This is a genomic window from Staphylococcus sp. FSL W8-0304, from assembly GCF_038006565.1.
GTDB classification, from domain to species: Bacteria; Bacillota; Bacilli; order Staphylococcales; family Staphylococcaceae; genus Staphylococcus; species Staphylococcus epidermidis.
This window is the reverse complement of sequence record NZ_JBBOVL010000001.1, coordinates 1434825-1453381: the sequence shown is the minus strand read 5'-3', so window position 1 is coordinate 1453381 and position 18557 is coordinate 1434825. Positions and strand designations below refer to the sequence as shown.

15 protein-coding genes are annotated in these 18557 nt (G+C 32.2%); 1 reads left to right on the top strand and 14 read right to left on the bottom strand.

Annotated features, from left to right (window positions below; genetic code table 11):
* Positions 1-3: 3 nt before the first annotated feature.
* The 5 genes from brnQ3 to NST35_RS06765 all read right to left on the bottom strand — a co-directional run bounded on the left by brnQ3 (position 4) and on the right by NST35_RS06765 (position 5442).
* Positions 4-1347 carry a branched-chain amino acid-like transporter carrier protein BrnQ3 gene (gene brnQ3 / locus NST35_RS06785; RefSeq protein WP_002457648.1) on the bottom strand — a complete coding sequence of 448 codons (1344 nt, stop codon included), beginning with the start codon at positions 1345-1347 and terminating at the stop codon, positions 4-6.
* A gap of 186 nt (positions 1348-1533) precedes the next feature.
* Complete coding sequence (locus NST35_RS06780; RefSeq protein WP_002457649.1) at positions 1534-3423, bottom strand: vWA domain-containing protein; 1890 nt, start codon at positions 3421-3423, stop codon at positions 1534-1536.
* A 12-nt stretch (positions 3424-3435) separates the two neighbouring features.
* Complete coding sequence (locus tag NST35_RS06775; RefSeq protein ID WP_002457650.1) at positions 3436-4227, bottom strand: ATP-binding protein; 792 nt, start codon at positions 4225-4227, stop codon at positions 3436-3438.
* 177 nt (positions 4228-4404) lie between these two features.
* The gene (locus tag NST35_RS06770) at positions 4405-4608 is read right to left on the bottom strand and encodes a DUF6501 family protein (RefSeq protein ID WP_002457651.1); all 204 of its coding nucleotides are present in this window, start codon (positions 4606-4608) and stop codon (positions 4405-4407) included.
* 24 nt (positions 4609-4632) lie between these two features.
* Positions 4633-5442, bottom strand: coding sequence for a VOC family protein (locus tag NST35_RS06765; protein ID WP_002457652.1), 810 nt, complete (start codon positions 5440-5442; stop codon positions 4633-4635).
* A 200-nt stretch (positions 5443-5642) separates the two neighbouring features.
* Here NST35_RS06765 and NST35_RS06760 point away from each other — a divergent pair, with 200 nt between their 5' ends.
* On the top strand, positions 5643-5816 hold the full coding sequence (locus tag NST35_RS06760; protein ID WP_002457653.1) for a hypothetical protein: 174 nt from the start codon (positions 5643-5645) through the stop codon (positions 5814-5816).
* Positions 5817-6643: 827 nt separating this feature from the next.
* Here the strand turns inward: NST35_RS06760 and NST35_RS06755 are convergent.
* The 9 genes from NST35_RS06755 to NST35_RS06715 all read right to left on the bottom strand — a co-directional run bounded on the left by NST35_RS06755 (position 6644) and on the right by NST35_RS06715 (position 18549).
* Complete coding sequence (locus NST35_RS06755) at positions 6644-7474, bottom strand: ATP-binding cassette domain-containing protein (protein WP_002457654.1); 831 nt, start codon at positions 7472-7474, stop codon at positions 6644-6646.
* A 141-nt stretch (positions 7475-7615) separates the two neighbouring features.
* Complete coding sequence (sucB, locus tag NST35_RS06750; protein ID WP_002446424.1) at positions 7616-8878, bottom strand: dihydrolipoyllysine-residue succinyltransferase; 1263 nt, start codon at positions 8876-8878, stop codon at positions 7616-7618.
* Between the two features lie 18 nt (positions 8879-8896).
* On the bottom strand, positions 8897-11701 hold the full coding sequence (locus NST35_RS06745; RefSeq protein ID WP_002457655.1) for a 2-oxoglutarate dehydrogenase E1 component: 2805 nt from the start codon (positions 11699-11701) through the stop codon (positions 8897-8899).
* Between the two features lie 411 nt (positions 11702-12112).
* The gene (locus NST35_RS06740; RefSeq protein ID WP_340747281.1) at positions 12113-13483 is read right to left on the bottom strand and encodes a HAMP domain-containing sensor histidine kinase; all 1371 of its coding nucleotides are present in this window, start codon (positions 13481-13483) and stop codon (positions 12113-12115) included.
* Complete coding sequence (locus NST35_RS06735; RefSeq protein WP_002446427.1) at positions 13480-14139, bottom strand: response regulator transcription factor; 660 nt, start codon at positions 14137-14139, stop codon at positions 13480-13482. The genes NST35_RS06740 and NST35_RS06735 overlap by 4 nt, the downstream gene beginning before the upstream one ends.
* A 559-nt stretch (positions 14140-14698) precedes the next feature.
* Positions 14699-15466 carry a DeoR/GlpR family DNA-binding transcription regulator gene (locus NST35_RS06730; protein WP_002457656.1) on the bottom strand — a complete coding sequence of 256 codons (768 nt, stop codon included), beginning with the start codon at positions 15464-15466 and terminating at the stop codon, positions 14699-14701.
* Positions 15467-15472: 6 nt separating this feature from the next.
* A complete protein-coding gene (locus tag NST35_RS06725; RefSeq protein WP_002457657.1) occupies positions 15473-16798 on the bottom strand; it encodes an MATE family efflux transporter in 1326 nt (441 codons plus the stop codon).
* On the bottom strand, positions 16785-17639 hold the full coding sequence (locus tag NST35_RS06720) for a metallophosphoesterase family protein (RefSeq protein ID WP_002446430.1): 855 nt from the start codon (positions 17637-17639) through the stop codon (positions 16785-16787). The genes NST35_RS06725 and NST35_RS06720 overlap by 14 nt, the downstream gene beginning before the upstream one ends.
* 13 nt (positions 17640-17652) lie before the next feature.
* On the bottom strand, positions 17653-18549 hold the full coding sequence (locus tag NST35_RS06715; RefSeq protein WP_002457658.1) for a carbohydrate ABC transporter permease: 897 nt from the start codon (positions 18547-18549) through the stop codon (positions 17653-17655).
* Positions 18550-18557: the final 8 nt, after the last annotated feature.

Here is an 18557-nt window from a genome sequence, read left to right as displayed (position 1 = left end):
TACTTATTCTTTTTGATATACAATGTTAGATTGTTTAACAAAATAACTAATCATGTAACCAACAAGAGTTGCTACAACAGCAATTGGGAACCATTCAAGTGAATATTCTTTTAAAGGTAAACTATCTATAAATGAAATACGTATCCATCCTTGTGTCGTTATTAAGCTTAAGATTGATTCAATTGCTACAATAATTAACGGTATTTGTTGTGCAATACGTTTTGTAGGTATGAAGCGAGCAATGAGTATTAACAAAATAACTGTAATAGCCACTGGATAGATTACACTGAGTACAGGGACTGACATTTTAATTACGGAATTAAGTCCTTGGTTAGCTAAAATGAAACTAACTAAAATGAAAAACACCACAAATACTTTATAAGGTATCTTAGGTATTATTCTATGGAAATATTCACTTACTGATACGATTAATCCACAAGCAGTAGTTAAACATGCTAATGATACGATAATACCAAGTAAGTATTTTCCGAAAGTACCAAAGCCCTTCGTTGCCATTGTTGTGAGTAAATACGTCCCTATATTTTGATCTTTAGCTTTCAATTCCTTTAGAGTATCTGAAGGAATATTGATATGATTGCCTATGTACCCTAGCGAAATATATATAAATACTAATGCGATTGCAGCTATGAGACCAGCAATAATGGTCTGTTTAAAGATTTTATCAGCATGCTGTATTCCTGTTGTTTTAATCGCATTCACAACAATCATTGAAAACGCAATAGAAGCAATAGCATCCATTGTAAGGTAACCTTGTGTAAATCCTTGTGAAAATCCACTTAAATTGGAATGATAAGCATTTGTCATGCCGTAATTTGAAGAATGTCCACCAAAATCTACAAAACCTTTAATGATCATAGCGACAATGGTAATAAGTAATAAAGGTGTAAGTAATGAACCAATACGATCTATCATCTTATTAGGATTCAAGCATAAATAAAGAACGATTAAAAAATAGATTACTGTAAAAATAAATAATGCTAAATTCCCACTATTATGTGCAATAGGAGTAACAGTCATTTCAAATGAAGTTGAAGCTGTACGTGGTATCGCAAATAATGGTCCTATAGTGAGATAGATGATAATCAAAAATATTAATGAAAATCGTGGTGATATTTTATTAAAAGACCCAATATAACCATGTTTATCAAGCGCGCCTACCACAACGCCAAGAAGCGGTAATCCAATACCCGTAAGTGCAAAGGCTAGTATGGCTGGCCAAAAGAAGTGACCACTTTCGAGTCCAAGTTGTGTTGGAAATATAAGGTTACCTGCGCCAAAAAACATAGCGAATAAAGTAAAGCCTATAATCCACGTATTTTTATTCATAATGCTGCTCCTTTTTATCTAATAATGCAACATTCAATATTCTATCATAATAAAGAAATATTAGTCTATATAAAATTTCAGAAAATTAAAACATTGTACAATTGATGTAATTACTTCGTCAAAAATACGTAATGATTTATATTAATGAAGTTACAAGTTAGAAATTTTGAATTGATAAACTAACTTCTATAAAGATTTAAGTAACAATTTTTTTAGTAATGGTGATAAGTGACTCGGTAAATGTTCCACGCCTTCGACAAATATAGCAAATTGGCCATATATGTTATGAATGGTTTGTTCAATGTCTTCAGTAATTGGCTCTTGGCTAAGAAAGACATTAAATACTTCTATACCAAATTTGCGCGCACGTTCAACAGCTTCATACGTATCTAAAATACCATCTTGACTGTAATTAAATGCAGACGGTTCTCCATCTGAGAATACGATTAAAAAGCGTTGTTCATGACTTCTTTGTAATAAACGCTCGCTCGCAATTCTGATAGCTACGCCATCACGATTATCATCTTGAGGTTCTAATGTCATGATACGTGGGCCTTCTTTTTCAAAGATAGAGTAATTATAATTAATGATTTCATCAATGATATTTGGTTGTTGACGTTCGTCAGCTTCAAAAGCATCTTCATTAAATGCTAGTATTTCATGTTTAATATTCAAAGATTTTAAAGTTTCATGGAACAAGACGACACCCTTGATTGTTTCATCCATTTTATCGTGCATACTCGCTGATGCATCAATGAGTAATGTAAATGTTGCATCGAATGTCTTGCTTAAATCCTGTTTTTTGTAAAATAACTTAAATTGATCATCAATAAACCAATTAATAAGGTCTTTTTGTAAGCGTCCCTTTGTTAAATTGTGTCTTTCATCTTCATGTTCTCTGTCGATGGTCTTTTCGATAATTTGTATTAAATCTTTAATTTCAAACTGTACATCATTTTTTGAATATTGATAATCTGTCACATTTTGCGGTGTAATATCAGGGATATTCCATTCAATACTTACGTCTTTATTAATGCCTTTTAAAGCAAAAGTCTGGTTTTGTCCTGTAAATCCACCTTCATCGTGATCAAGTGTATTTTCTGACCCTTTACCTTTTTTGGTCATCATATCAGTCATATCATCAGTGCTGTCACCTTCTCGAGCCGTATCATTATCAGCCATAACTTCACTGTTTTCACCCTCATGTAGCTCCATTTCTAAATATGCCCCGCCTTTAGACTCACTGTCTGCGGCTTTTGTTTCAGCTTCAGCTGTTTCTACATCTTCCTCTGTCTGATGATTATCTTTACCATCAGTATTGCTCGCATCTGTACGTTTTAAGTCTTCAAAACTATCTGCATAAATATCTTCATATAATTTTTGAGGTAAGTAGTAATATTCATTTAGCATATCTTCCTTTAGTAAATCATCCACTTGATACATGATACGTTCTGCTAAATACATATTATCTTCTGATGTTTGATTCTGAAAAATATTTGGTAAGTACTGATACATATGAACTAAAATGTCATCAAATGCTGGATGTATGGATGGAATATTAAAAAAGTTTTGACTTAAAAATGCATGCTCTAAATAAAGAAAAAGTAAATCAGTATATACAGTTTTAGTTTTGTAAAAATTAATTTGAGATTCTGTGAAAGATAATCGTGTTTCTATGCGTAAATCAATCATTTTTGTAGTGCTAGGTCTTTGTTGTCTAATATGTTCAAATATACGTACATCCTCTAAAAGTTTAAATAATTGATGAAAGAACTTAGGGTGTTCGAAATCATTGTTGTGTAAAACTTGATTGATGATTGAAAGATCCATATTCAGATATCCATACGTTGCGAGTAAGACATCTGTTTTCAGTCCAGCTTGTTCAATATGTTTCGGTCTATGAGACCAAAACCAACTCGCAATGAGTGTATTACTATAAGGATTATAGTAAGGGAATTTTTGTATTTTAACTTGCGTTTGTTCATTTTTTAAAAGTAAACGTGCTAAGTCTTGTAACATCATTACTTGTTTTGCATCTAATTGTTCATCGTTGAATTTTATAAAACGATCACTCATTTTTATCCCTCTTTAAAAATTAAGCTCGATAGCGTTAAGTATCGCTTGTTGTTCTCGCTCATCCTCTAATTTATCAATAATTGTACGTTGTACCGCACGTTCAATAGGCATGACAGTTGCTAAATCACTAAGGTCGATTAAAGCTCGAATACTTGCAGCCTCTTCAGAAATTTGACCTTGCTTGGTCATAGTACGTAAATCTTCGTTAAATTTAATGATATGTTGAATCAATTGTTCATCTTGTAATTTACTTTGCTCTTTAATGACTGTTTTAAGAATGTCACCATCGATATAATCTACTTCTATGACGATAAATCTATTTTTTAAAGCCTCATTCATTGGTAATGTTCCTACATAACCTTCGTTAATAGCAGCAATTACATTAAATCCAGGAGCTGCTTTAATCACTTCACCAGTATAAGGGTTTGTCAATTGACGTCGATAATCTAATACACCGTTAAGTATAGGTAGTGTTTCCGGTTTTGCCATATTAATTTCATCTATATATAAAATGTGACCTTCTTTCATTGCTTTTATTACAGGACCATCAATGAAGACAATTTCTTGGTGACCTTCTTCATTAGTTTGAATTGTTTTAAAACCTAATAAGCTTTCAGTATCTAGATCTACTGAACAATTAACTTGATGCATAGGTAAATTCATAACATGACTTAACGTTTCGGCAAGCTTGGTTTTTCCTGATCCTGTTGGCCCTTTTAGTAGTATGTTCTTATTTAATTGAAATAAAGCTTTAGCATCCTCAAAAACTGTTTGATCTGAATTTTTGTAAACTGTTTGTACCATAATTCCCATCCTTTAATGTTAAAAAAGACTAAGACATTAGTTTTTGGTGCATAGTCTTAGTCTTTTTTAAAATGATTAAAATAAATGACTTATTTAGTCATTATTAAGTTAATGTAAACTGATGATTGAAAAATATATCCATTGCAATGATAACGTATTTAGTTGAAAGAGATTAAATTATATCTCTTTGAAGTAGTCTTTGTAATAGCCACCTACTAAACCTGAATTATCTATAATTTGATAATATTCTTCAGTTTCGTTAATAACATCATACTGTTTGCCGATAGTTAGCATATCTGCAACTGTAAATTTTTTAGCATCAGTATTTGTCACTTCTAATTTTTTAATTGGTGTACGTTCTTTCCAAGTTTCATGTAACATGTAATAACCATCCTTAAATCATATTTACTTTTCAAGTGTATAAATAAATGAAATGCCACTATTTTCAGTGATTCTAAGAGATTCTGAAGTATCCTGTTCAAGAGTTTGATATGGAACACCTATCTCATCCAAACGGTTTTTTGCTTGAAGATACAATTGAGTATCACTTGTAGAGAATTCCACTTGCTCAATAGGCCCGTGTGTATTCATTTGAATATCTTCATCGCTTTCAAATAAATGGATTTCACCACCAAGACCACCTTCACCTATACGAAACACTTGAATAGATTGTTGTGCATCTTCATGTGGAAGATATTCAGCAAATAAATCTAATTGAAATACTTGTGTGAGAATAGAAGTGGTGACAGATAACTCGTTCACCTTAATAATGACTGGACCTAAGCCTTGGACTTGATGTAAAGGGTTAACAGGACTATCGAAAGTAGGCATACCTAAGCCTATACCAGTATTTAACTCGTTAGAATAAATATCAAATTTTTGTTGATTATGATCTTTAAAAGTGAAATGTTTATGTCCATTAAGTTCAGTGATTGAACTATAGGATATATTAAACTTGTCAAAAATAGTTTGATATTCTACTAATCCAGAATCAGAAGGTGTTCTAAGTCCAACACTATCTATGTGTGGATTTTTATAATCTTCCTCTGGAACCTCAACAAAGTGAACACGCGTTCCAGGACTTAAATTAGCGTCACCAAATCTTATGGCATGTTCATTTTTAGTTGAATGTTGTAAACCAATGATGTGGTTAAATAATTCTTTTGTTTTAGATAAATCGTTTGTTCCTAAAGTGACACTTCTAAGTCCACTCATTAACTGACACTCCTCTATTTATCTTTACAGATAACATTATAACGTATTTTGTAACACTTGAATATGATGAACACTCATATAAAGATAGATATTTATTTGTTGTTGATTTATTATTTATTAGAAAAATAAAACATACAGATTGGCTAAATATTTTGTATGTATTAAAATGTAATTAAAGAAGTAATCAAGGAGGCATGAGTATGTCTAATTTATGGATTATATTTGCAGTTACTGTACTAATAGCAATTTATTCCGCAATTGAGGTATTTACAAATTTAAATCATAAACAACAACCAAGATTTAAATATTTTACTATCGCATTTGTTGTGTTTATTATCTTAGCGATTATAGAAGTTATATTTCTTGCTCAATGATAGGTTAATACTAAAGTAAAGTATATCTGTAAAGACATCGTGTTATTTTGATTTCTTTACAGATATTTTTATTTGCATTCGATACTATTTTTAGTTTTTTATTAGAATGAACGATTCTTATATTTAAAATTACTTTTGATCTGATTTAGTGAAAATCATAATATTTAAACCAATTAAGATTATAATATAAATAAAGATAGTAAAAGTTTTTATTAGCAACATAGCATTATCAGGGGTATCAGATTTAAAAAGTGTAATTAAATCTCCAATTGGAGGAACTGCCCATAATATATAATTCAGTAATGAATATGATTGTACTAAAGAAGGACGACTGAGACTAACAATTATTATAAGCGCTATAAATAGGAAAGTGTACTTATAAGATAAGAAATTAATATTATGAATTAAAGTAGAAATGAGCATCCCAATAATGCTTACAACAATATGTAACGTTAGTGCGATTATATATTGATTGAGAGTAATATCTTCGGAAAACCTATTTAGTATTAATGGGTAGAATAAAGATAGTAAAATTAACATTAAATGAATTAAAGATATGAAAAACCACTTACTAATGAGAAAAAGTAATTTAGATTCTAATTGGGTAAAGAGCAAATATTTTTCGTTCAAAGATTCTAAATTCCAAATGCTAATAGTTAACCAACACGAGATAATCAATAAGCCTATACTGCTAGATGCATAACTAGAAAGAATAGGTTGACCTTTGTATAAATATTGAATGATGATCCATATCACAAAGAAGAGTATAGGTGGTATAAATTGATAAGATTTAAAATAATTTCTAAACTGATATTGTGTAAATGCAATCAAAAGTTTTTCACATCCTTAATCTCAAGAATTTCACAGTTATGCACGATTAATTGTTTCAGTACTAAATTCAAATCGTTTTGATTAGTTTGGATGGATATTTTGTTATTGTCAGTATATGTAATTTTTTGATTTTGTATTTCTTTTAGTAAGTTAATTGTAACAGAATCATTTTTAACTACAATTAGTTTTGAAGTAGCTACTAAATGATTTTTATTTATATCGTTAATATAAAAAATACCTGTTTCAATATTTAAGATATGCGTAGTAATATTTATAAGTTGATTCAATTCATGAGATGTTAAAATAATTGTTGATGATAATTTTAACCAGTCTAGATAATTTATCAGAAATTTTGTAGCATTCTGATCTAATCCAGAAAATGGTTCATCTAAAATATATATGTCAGCGTTTTTAATTAAACATTGAATAACATTGACTTTCTGCTTTGTACCTTTTGAACAGTCTTTTAATTTTTGGTTCAAAAATGACGATAATTTAAGATGATTTATAAGGTAATTAAGTTTGACTTTAGTTTGATTATTAGAATGAACTTTTAATAGAAATTCAAAATATTCGTTAATCGTTAAACTTAAATTATTAGGAAAGATATCTACAGCATAACTAATTTTGCCATTTATTAACAATGATCCATCAAATTGAGTAATTAAACCAGCAATAATTTTTAAAGTTATACTTTTACCTGAACCATTTTTACCATTTACTAACGTTATTGAATGTTTCGGTACTCTAAAATTTAAATCATTAAGTATGTTTTGCTTATTAAATTGTTTTGTAATTTGAACTCCTTCAATAGCACTAAGTGACATTTTTTACTCCTAATAAATATAGTATACGTTTAATATATATTCTATCAATAAATAGTTCAATTTTCCTAATACCTAGTGCATATTAAACAAAAAAACAACGACGATTTACGTCGTTGTTTTTTAAGTATGTTAGGTTCCAAATTATGATTCAAGTAATAAATCTTCAGGGTTTTCAATGAGTTCTTTGATTGTTTTTAAGAATCCTACAGCCTCTTTCCCATCGATGATTCTATGATCATAGCTTAATGCGATATACATCATTGGACGATTTTCAATTGTATCTTTATCAACTGCAATTGGGCGTGTAATAATTGAATGCATACCTAAGATAGCTGCTTGATTACCATTTATAATCGGTGTACTCATCATTGAGCCAAAGATACCGCCATTAGTGATGGTAAACGAACCGTTGACCATGTCATCAAGGCCTAATTTTTTATCACGAGCTTTTACGGCTAAATTAGCGATTTCTTGTTCAATTTCTGCAAAATTTTTCTTATCACAATCTCTAACAAATGGTACGAGTAATCCATCGTCAGTGGATACTGCAATGCCAATATCGTAAAATTGTTTAGTAATCATATCATCGCCATCTATCTCAGCATTTACTTCAGGATATTTTTTGAGAGCTGCAACGGCAGCTTTAGTGAAGAAGGACATAAATCCTAATTTAGTACCATCATGGTCTTTGATAAATTGCTCTTTTTTACGTTTACGTAAATCCATAACGTTTGTCATATCAACTTCATTAAATGTAGTAAGCATAGCTGTTTGATTTGATACTTCTAATAATTTTTTTGCAGCAGTTTTTTTGCGTCGAGACATTTTTTCACGAATAACAGGTTTTGATGGATTGTTATTGGTTTGTTTAGAACCACTGTTTTGTGATTTGCTTTCACTTTTAGCTGTTTGACTTGAAGATTTTTGACTATTTTCAACATCATCTTTTCTTAGAACATCATTGCCTTTTCCGGATACTTCGCTTAAATCAACGCCATTTTTACGCGCATGTCGACGTGCAGATGGTGTTGCATTGATACGTTGCTGGCTATTATCTTGTGTATTTTCACTTTCACTAGAATTCGGATTAGATTGTTTTGGCGTTTCTTTCTCTTTAGCTTCATCTTTTTGTGAAGATTCGTTAGAACTATCGTTAGATGTGTTTACTTGTCCTTCTCCTACTACAGCTACAGCTTGACCTACTTCAACTGTATCGCCTTCCTCGGCTAATTGTTCTGATAATACCCCAGCTTCTTCAGAAACTACTTCGACGTTAACTTTATCTGTTTCTAGTTCTAAGATAGCTTCACCTTTATCTACATTATCGCCTACATTTTTTAACCATTCTGCAATGGTACCCTCTGTGATTGATTCTGCTAATTCTGGAACTTTTACCTCTGCCATACTTATTTTTCCCCCTAGTTAATTGTTAATGCTACTTTCAATAATTTTAGTTTGTACAAGTTTATGAATTTCTCCATCGCCTTCAGCAGGTGCAGCTCTTTGTATTCTACCGTGATAAGTTAAATCATATTTATTAGCAACAAGTGCTTTTAGATAAGGATACACAAATAACCATGCACCTTGATTTTTAGGTTCTTCTTGAACCCATGACACATTTTCAAGATGAGGTAACGATTTTAATACTTCTTTAATTTCTTCTTCTGGGAACGGATATAATCTTTCTACTGCTATGAGAAGAATAGAATCGTTAGGATTTTTAGCTAAATATTCTTTTAGGTCAATATACATCTTTCCTGATGCTAAAATTACTTTTTTAACTTTTTGTTCATCGATATCTTCTGTGATGATAGGTTTAAAACCGCCAGATGTAAACTCATCAATAGGTTTAGCTACTGTTTTATTTCTTAAAAGACTCTTAGGTGACATGACAATTAATGGTCTCATTTCTAATGTATCTAAACTAGCGGCTTGCGCACGTAGTAAATGGAAGTAATTACTTGCACTAGATAGATTAACTACAGTTGAATTATTTTCAGCGGCTAATTGTAGAAATCTTTCTAAGCGTGCCGATGAATGCTCTGGTCCTTGCCCTTCAAAAGCATGTGGTAAGAAAAGTGTTAAACCTGAACGCTCACCCCATTTTGCGCGAGAACTTGAGAGGAAATTATCAAACATCATTTGAGACATATTAGAAAAGTCGCCATATTGAGCTTCCCATATGTTAAAGTTACCTTTATTTTCGACGTTATAACCATACTCAAATCCAACTACAGCTGCTTCAGATAACGGCGAATTATGAATATCAAAAGTAGCCTGTTGTTGAGGTACATGATGCAATGGCGTGAATGTGTTACCATTTTCTTCATCATGAAGCACAGCATGTCTATGACTAAATGTTCCCCTTTCACTATCTTGACCTGTTAAACGAATTGAAGTTCCATCTTGTAATATGGTTGCAAAAGCAAGTTGCTCTGCTTGAGCCCAATCGACAAGCCCCCCTTCTTTTTCAAAAGGTTCTCTACGTTTTTCAAGTACTTTATTGAGCTTTTTCAGTACATGAAAATCTTTTGGATAATCAAGCATTGCATCATTGATTTCTTTTAAATGATCAAATGAGAAATCTTTCGTATCACTTTGTAAAGGTAGTTGGAGTGATTCTGGTTTTTCCATATCTGGGTTATTCATTTTGTCATTTTTATCAATTTTATCATGTGCTGTTCGCATTTCTTTTTGAACACTGTCAATGACTTCATTCATTTCGTCTTCAGAAATAATACCTTCATCAACTAACTTTTTACCATATAAAATTTCAACTGAATCATGTTTTCTAATATTTTGGTATGGAACTGGATTAGTAATAGAAGGCTCATCCATTTCATTATGCCCATAACGACGATAACCTACTAAATCAATAACTACATCTTTATGAAATTCTTTACGGAACTCCATTGCAATTTCAATAGCTTCAATTGTTGCTTCTACATCATCGGCATTTACGTGTAGTATTGGAACATCGTAACCTTTAGCTACGTCGGAAGAGTACGTTGTTGAACGTCCATCAAAAGGTTCAGTTGTAAAACCGATTCTATTATTTGTAATAATATGAAGTGAACCACCTGTAGAATATCCTTTTAAACTACCTAAGTTCATCGTTTCAAAATTAATACCTTGACCTGGATATGCCGCATCACCATGTATAATAATCGGCATTGCTTTATGGAAGTCGGTAGATGGAGCTCCTACTTGATGTGTATTATCTTGTGCTGCTCTTGTTTTACCAGCAACAACGGGTGCAACGATTTCCAAATGACTTGGATTATTCGCTAAAGAAATACGTTGTTCTATTCCATATGAGTTAGTCGTTTTAACGCCACCTAGGTGATACTTCACATCTGATGTCCAACCTGAAGTTAATTCTAAACTACCATCTTCAGGTAAAAACTTCATTGGATCTGTATGCATAAATTCTGAAATCATCATCTCATATGGTTTTTCCAAGACATGCGTTAATACATTTAAACGTCCACGGTGAGCCATACCGATTTGAATGTTTTTAATCCCCTCGTTACCTGCTAATGTGATTGTGTGTTGAAGCATTGGAACTAACGTGTCGACACCTTCAATTGAAAAACGTTTAGCTCCAACAAAATTTTTGTGCAAATATTTTTCAAAACCTTCTACGTGTGCGAGTTTTTTGAAAAGTTCTTTTTTTTGATTATCGTTTAAACTTGCTTTATAAGGCGTTTCAATTCTTCTTTTTAACCACACACGTTCTTTATTATTATTAATGTGAGTGTATTCAAAAGCTATCGGTCCTTTGTAACGTCTTTCCATACGAACAATTGCATCATAGGCATTGTCATAAATGTCTTTAAAATGTTCAGAGACAATTCCAGATGATATTTTTTCCAAAGTTTCTTTATCTAAATCAAAATCTTCGATTTCCAATTTGGGAACATTTTGACGCTCTGGAGGATTTACTGGATAAATATCTGCTTTTAAATGTCCGTATTGACGAATATTATCGATTAAGCGCATAACACGTTTAATTGTGCTATCTCCCGCTTGTGAACCACCCCCATCAGTGGTAGGTTTAGCTTCGATATGAGCTTCACCTGTTTTAATTGTACTGAACAAGACTTGTAAATCTTCAGGTACGGATGATGGATCTTGTAGATAATCATCATACAAATCTAGCATAAGGCCAAGATTTGCACCGAAGTTTACAGGAGCCTCTGTAAATTCTTTCTTGTTCTTAGTCATTTAACACCCTCCACAAAAATGATGAAACGCTTACATGGTTATCATAGCATTATTTCATATATTGTTAAAGTACATTTACCTATTATTATACAAAATAGGAGCAAGACAGAATTTACTCCAAATTCATAGTCTCACTCCCGTATGATCGCTATCTCCGTCTATCAAGTTTAGATTGTCAAGTCTATAGTAAGAGAACCTTTGTGAAGAAGTTCCTTTCATTAGTATGACATGATATAGCTATTCTAATCAGCATCTTAGTATAATGTCCGTAATCTTTATTTATAATGATAGGTGTCAATGGATTTAATCATTTATAGTACTAGTTTAAGGATTGTTAATATCTAAGCCTGTAATAATTTATTTGTCCCTTGTTTGATCGTAATCATTCGTTACTTAAATAATACTATTTATTTAATTTAGTACTGGAAAACTGATTTTGAAAGTCGTGTAATTTTGTAGTTCACTTTCAACCTGAATCATACCACCGTTAAGTTGTACAATTTTTTCAGCTATTGATAGTCCTAATCCATTGCCTCCTTGACTACGTGCACGTGATTTATCTACACGATAAAATCGATCAAAGATAAATTCTAAGTCAGCTTTTGGTATACCCATACCATGATCAGTAATATCAATCATAATCATTTTATTTTTTAGTTGAGTAACAATTTTAATGTGCTTATGTTCAGTATCGTATTTCATTGCATTATCAATAAATATGAGTAAGAGTTGTTCAAACTGATGACGGTTAATTTTTAATTGGATAGGTTTAGTAGCAAGATGTGTTTCAAAGGTATAATCTGGATGTAGGTGTTGCAGTGACTTCACACGTGACTGAATCTCGCTATTTATGTCTACATTTTCACATTCCAAAACATTATGATTGACTCTATCTTTGGTAAGTAAAAGTAGTTCTTCGACAAGTTTTGTTATTCGATTCACTTCCTCAATTGAAATATTCAAAGATTCTTCCAAAACTGCTGGATCTTTTTTTCCCCAACGTTGAATTAAATTGAGATGACCTTGAATAATCTGCAGTGGCGTTCTTAATTCATGTGAAGCATCCTCAACAAATTGACGTTGCTGATTAAAAGATTCTTCTATTTGATACATCATTTCATTAAAGGTATCAATTAAATTGTCTGTTTCTTCATAATTTGTAGTTAATTCAAGTTTATTTTGAAAACCATCTCTTCTAATTTGATTCATTTTATTGGACATTGTAACTATTGGTTTAGTAATTTGCGAAGAAAAGATATAACTCACGCCGGCAGTTATAATGGTTGCAATTAATCCAAAAGCAAGTGCAACGATATAAAGTGATTTAACGAGATTATCATAATTTTGAAGAGAATGGACTAATACACTGTATCCAGAAAATTCCTTCGAACGTATAGGTTCAGTTATTACTAAGTAATTAATACCGTGGCTTCTATGAATATGTATACGTTCAGGATGTTTGAAATCAATTTTGTTATCATAAGCAAGTGCATTATCATTTGATGTTTGAATTAACTTTCTACCCTTATCATCATAAATCAATATTTCTTGAAAATTTTCTAAGGATGCATTTAAATCCAATGCAGATATATCACTTAAAGATTTTGAATGGAACAGATTGGCGATATCATTTGAACTTCTTTCAGCTTCGTCAATTTCACTACTTCGTAAAGTATCTTTTAAAAAGAAAATAATAATTAAGCAGAAAAGTAATATTGTCGTGAAGGTAATGAGCGTCGTAATAAGCATCCATTTATATTTTAATTTTTGACGCTTAATCATCGAATCACATACCCTACGCCACGTACAGTTTCTATGGATTTTTCTTTATTAAAAGGTTTGAGTTTATTACGTAAATAACGAATATAAACATCAACGACATTCGTTTCTACTTCACTATTATACCCCCATACGTGATCGAGAATTTGTTCACGTTGCATGACGTGGTTACGATTTTCAGCTAAAACATATAGTAAATCGTATTCTGTTTTAGTTAATTCTAATTGATGGCCATTAACAGTAACTTTAAAGGCATCTTTATCAATGATAATACCATTGATATCTAAAACATCTTTATCTGGCTGTCTGCGCAATACCGCTCTTATTCTTGCCAGCAATTCTTCTATATCAAAGGGTTTTACAATGTAGTCATCTGCCCCATAGTCCAACCCAGCTACTTTATCATATGTCTCGCTTTTCGCAGTAATGATGATAATTGGAGTAGTTGTTTTTTGACGAATTTGTCTACAAATTTCTAGACCATTTATGTTTGGAAGCATTAAGTCTAAAATATATAAATCATAGGGCTTAGATAATGCTTTGTCCAAACCTGCCTTTCCATCATTCTCTATATCAACAGTATAATTTTCATGAGTTAACTCAAGCTCTATAAATCTAGCAAGATTTTGCTCATCTTCTACGATTAAAATATTTGTCATATTTGCACCTCACGCTACATCTTAAACAATTAACTCGTATTTCTAAAGATGTAATTCAAAATTGTAAATGATTTGTTATGAAACTAGTATCATTTTACCATGAACCACCTTAATAGATAGTCGAATAAGTAGACTGTCTTTAGAAAAAGTCACTCTAGCATTATCATTATATTTAAATTAAATCGAAAAAATGTATATATTTCTAATTGACAATCATTATCAATCATGTATAATGTTAATTGAAAATGATTATCAATACCAATTGAAAAACATTCCCCCCACATACAAGTTGTTCTTTTGGATTGGTCATTTTCAACTATCCCCTTTTATATGCCCGTAAAAGACTAACGTTAAGATAGGACGTTTCAATAAAAGCAGTAGACCTTTGACACTTGAGGTCTGCTGTTTTTTAGTGCCACTGCAACGAAAAAATATTCATTGCTAGTGGCACTTATACTTGGGCAAAGCCTCAGGTGTTACCATTCGTAAAATTAAATAAAGCCTGAGGCGTCTTCTTTTATTTAAAAAAGACGAAGTCTCAGGCTTCATTTTCTATAAGTTAAATCTGTAACCAATGCTTCTGATTAAAATATTCTATATTCTGAGGTTTAGCATAATCAGAAATCATATAATCAATTTCGCTAAAACCATCAATACGATACGACGCATGCGCATCTCGCTTACTACTATCCGCTAAGAGATAACTCAGTTGACTTTTTTGAATCATAATGTGACTTGCATGCGCTTCTTCCAGATCAAATTCATAACAATCACTCGTATCAAACGAACCACATGAAATAAAAGCTTTATCAAATTTAAAACGTTGTAATAACTCATTCGTCATATGCCCGCGCACAACATCTTGTTCAGTATTCGTCTTTCCAGCAAGCATAATTACTTCTGCTTGAATTCGTTGCTCCTCTATAGCACGATTCAATTCATCTGCAATCTTCAGAGAATTCGTCACAATCGTGGTCTGAGTAATATCATTGAGATATTGAGGAATTCGCCCTGTTGTGGTTCCACCATCGATGACAATAATTTCTCCAGACTGTATTTGCAAAGCAGCTTTCTTAGCAATACGCTCTTTTACTTGTGATTGTTTCTGCCACTTATTCGCATATGATTTCTCTTTATTAATATGATTGTATTGTATCGCACCTCCATGTGTACGTGTAATCAATTTATCGTTTTCTAAGGTTTCTAAATCCTTTCTCACGGTTTCAGGCGTAACTTGTAAGAATATAGCTAAATCTTTTACTGCCACCTGTCCGTACTGATCAACACGTTTACAAATAAGATTCAAACGTTCATTTCTTTTATACATAAATATCTATACTCCAATCTGCTTCATTCGTGCTTGCCAACGATCATTTCGCCATCTAAGATACATAATGATAAATCTCAGCGCTTCATCAGCAATACTCACTAAAATAATTCCTGTATAACCTAATCCCCAATGAATCCCTAATAGATAACTTCCAGGTAATAATAACAACCATGTGGTCACAACACTCACGGTGACTGGATAACGTACATCCCCTGTCACGTTTAATAAATCTACAATTAGATTATTAATTGCACGTATCGGTTCTAATCCAAAAAGTATAACAAGATAGTAAATGATTAAATGATAGGTTTGTAAGTCGTGTGTTATCCAACGTCCACACATTATAAATCCTATAAATACACACGTCATAATCATGAAAGATTGTGTGATATTAAACCAAATACTTTTTATAACAACTTTCTTTAAAGTACGGTAACGTCGTCGGGATATAAATTTTCCTAAATAAATTTGGCTAGCAGCACTAAATGCCATAGCACAACTAAAAGACAGACCGCTTAAAACAGTAGAAACAGATTTTGCAGCGATGACTTGAGTGCCTAACATCGCAATAAATGCAGTTGTAAATGTCTGCGCAAAATTATAAGAAATTTGTTCACCTGCTGTTGGGATACCTAATGTCGAAACTTGATATATTTTCTTCCGGCTCAGCTTGAAGTAATGCTTGAATGGACGGAAAATTTGTATCAGCGCAAACAAAGCTAAAGTACATCCCAATAAACGACTGAACGCTGTTACCACCGCGACACCTAATACAGGATTACCTACATATTCTGGAATAATAAAGAGTACGATTCCGTTCAAAATGATATTAGTCACATTACTAATGATAGTAATGCGTGTAGCTGATGATGCATGATTCATGACACGTAATACAGTACCAATATACATGTGACAGGTCGTTAAAGTGAGTACACTCAATATAATCATTCCAAATTGATAGGTCAGTTTGAATATATCTTGAGGTACCTGAAAAAGTCGTAAGATAAGTTCGAATGCGATCCCAATCACAATCGTAAATACGATAGATACTATGCTATTGAATAACAAATTATGATAAATCTCTTGTGAAATACTTGAAGGTTGATGTTCCTTCAAATGAACAATACGTATATTTGTACCCACATGAATGATTGTAATCAGAAACGTGATGAGCATGAGTATTTGGCTTATCATTCCCGAAGCAGCAACGGCATCAGTGCTATAGCTGTTTAACATCAATGTATCAGCTTGACCCATGATGAGTATGAAAAGTTGTTCTATTAAAATAGGAATGTATAATGACCGAAACGTTCTTTTAGAAACGATCATCAAATTCTAACACTTTCGATTTATATATAGCGTCAGGTTGCAACTCAATTAATCTAGCCCCACGTTGTAAATCACCATAAGTATTGTAACCACCAACACGACCAAAGCTAAGGCGAATCCCATATAAATTAATCGTAAAATCATTGTCATGGTCATGACCGCAGAACATACCTTCAATATCACCGTTTAGTAACATCTGACTAAATAATCCGGAATTAATTTTTGAGCACGCAATAGGTTCATTGAAAATGCCATGATATTCACCAATATTCTCAACTTCTCTATATTCTTGTAATGGAATATGTGTAAATAATAAGTTATGTTGAAAGTTGTGTTGAAATTGAGTTTGATATGCTTGATGTGTTTCCCTAAGCCAATTCACATGTTCAGGTCTTATAAAATCATAATCACCTATGCCAAATGGATTATAATCTCCTCCATCAATAACATAAAGCACATGTGTGACTGTATCGTTGTTTACAACTTCTATTGTATAAGCTTCTTTATCATCAACAATGAGGCTATGATTTTTCTGTACATAGTTGGTAGAATATTGGTCCTCAATAGCGCGTAAGTCTGAACGTTTGAGATGCCCCTCTGTATCGTGATTACCAAATGTCGTTGCAATTTGCGTATCATATCGATTTAAATACTCCATTAATTTCTTATAAACGCGACCTGAATCAATGACGCCTTCAGACCAAATTTGGTCACCTGTTAATACTGTGATGTCAGGTTGATAGTGTGTCATCATATGATGAATTAAATCGTAAGTTTTTTGATCTTTTTCATCATTGTGTGGCCCAATATGTAAATCGCTTAATTGTAGAATTGTAGTCATTGTTTCGTCTCCTTTACTCTTTTGTCGAACCGATAGTTATACCTTTTACAAAATGCTTCTGAACAAATGGGAAGAGGAATAATACTGGAATTGTTAATAGTACAATCATTGCCATCTGCATTGAGTCCCCTGTAATTGTCAACTTGTCTAACATCGCATATGAACCTGACTTTTGTTTTAAAGCATCTGCAATGGCAGCTTGTTTCGTTAACATATCTTGTAAAACAGTAGCTAACGGTTTGAGGTTTGGATTACGTACGAAGAATGCACCTGTAAACCAATCATTCCACTGACTCACGGCGTTAAATAATGTAATTGATGCCACCACGGGTTTACTCATGGGTAAGACAATTTTCCAAAAGATTTGAAAGTCATGACAACCATCTACTCTAGCGGCTTCAATCACACTACTAGGTAATTGATTGAAGAATGTACGCATAATTAAAATGTTATAAACGCTATAAAGTGACGGTAAAATGTATACCCAGAATGTATCTGTTAAATGAAGTTGATTTAATAGGATATAAAGTGGTACAACACCGACACTGAATAACATCGTAAAGACTAGAAAGAATGAGATGATTCTTCGAAAGGGTAAACTTTTGATTGTTAGAACGTAAGCAGCCATAGCTGTTAATATGACGCTTAGTATCGTTCCTATGACTGTCTTTGCAATGCTAATAAATAATGCATTTAATAACGTGCCTTGTTTAAATATCTCCTTAAAATTATCTAGTGAAAATTTACGCGGGTAGAAAGTGATGCCACCTTTTTGAGCATCTACCCCAGAGTTAAATGCTAAGGCAAAGATATTAATCATCGGGAGGATAATTGTGATTACTAAGCCAATAATAATGATTAATGAGATAATACGAATGACAAGTGCACTTTTATCTTGTGAAACTTTCATTGTCTCTG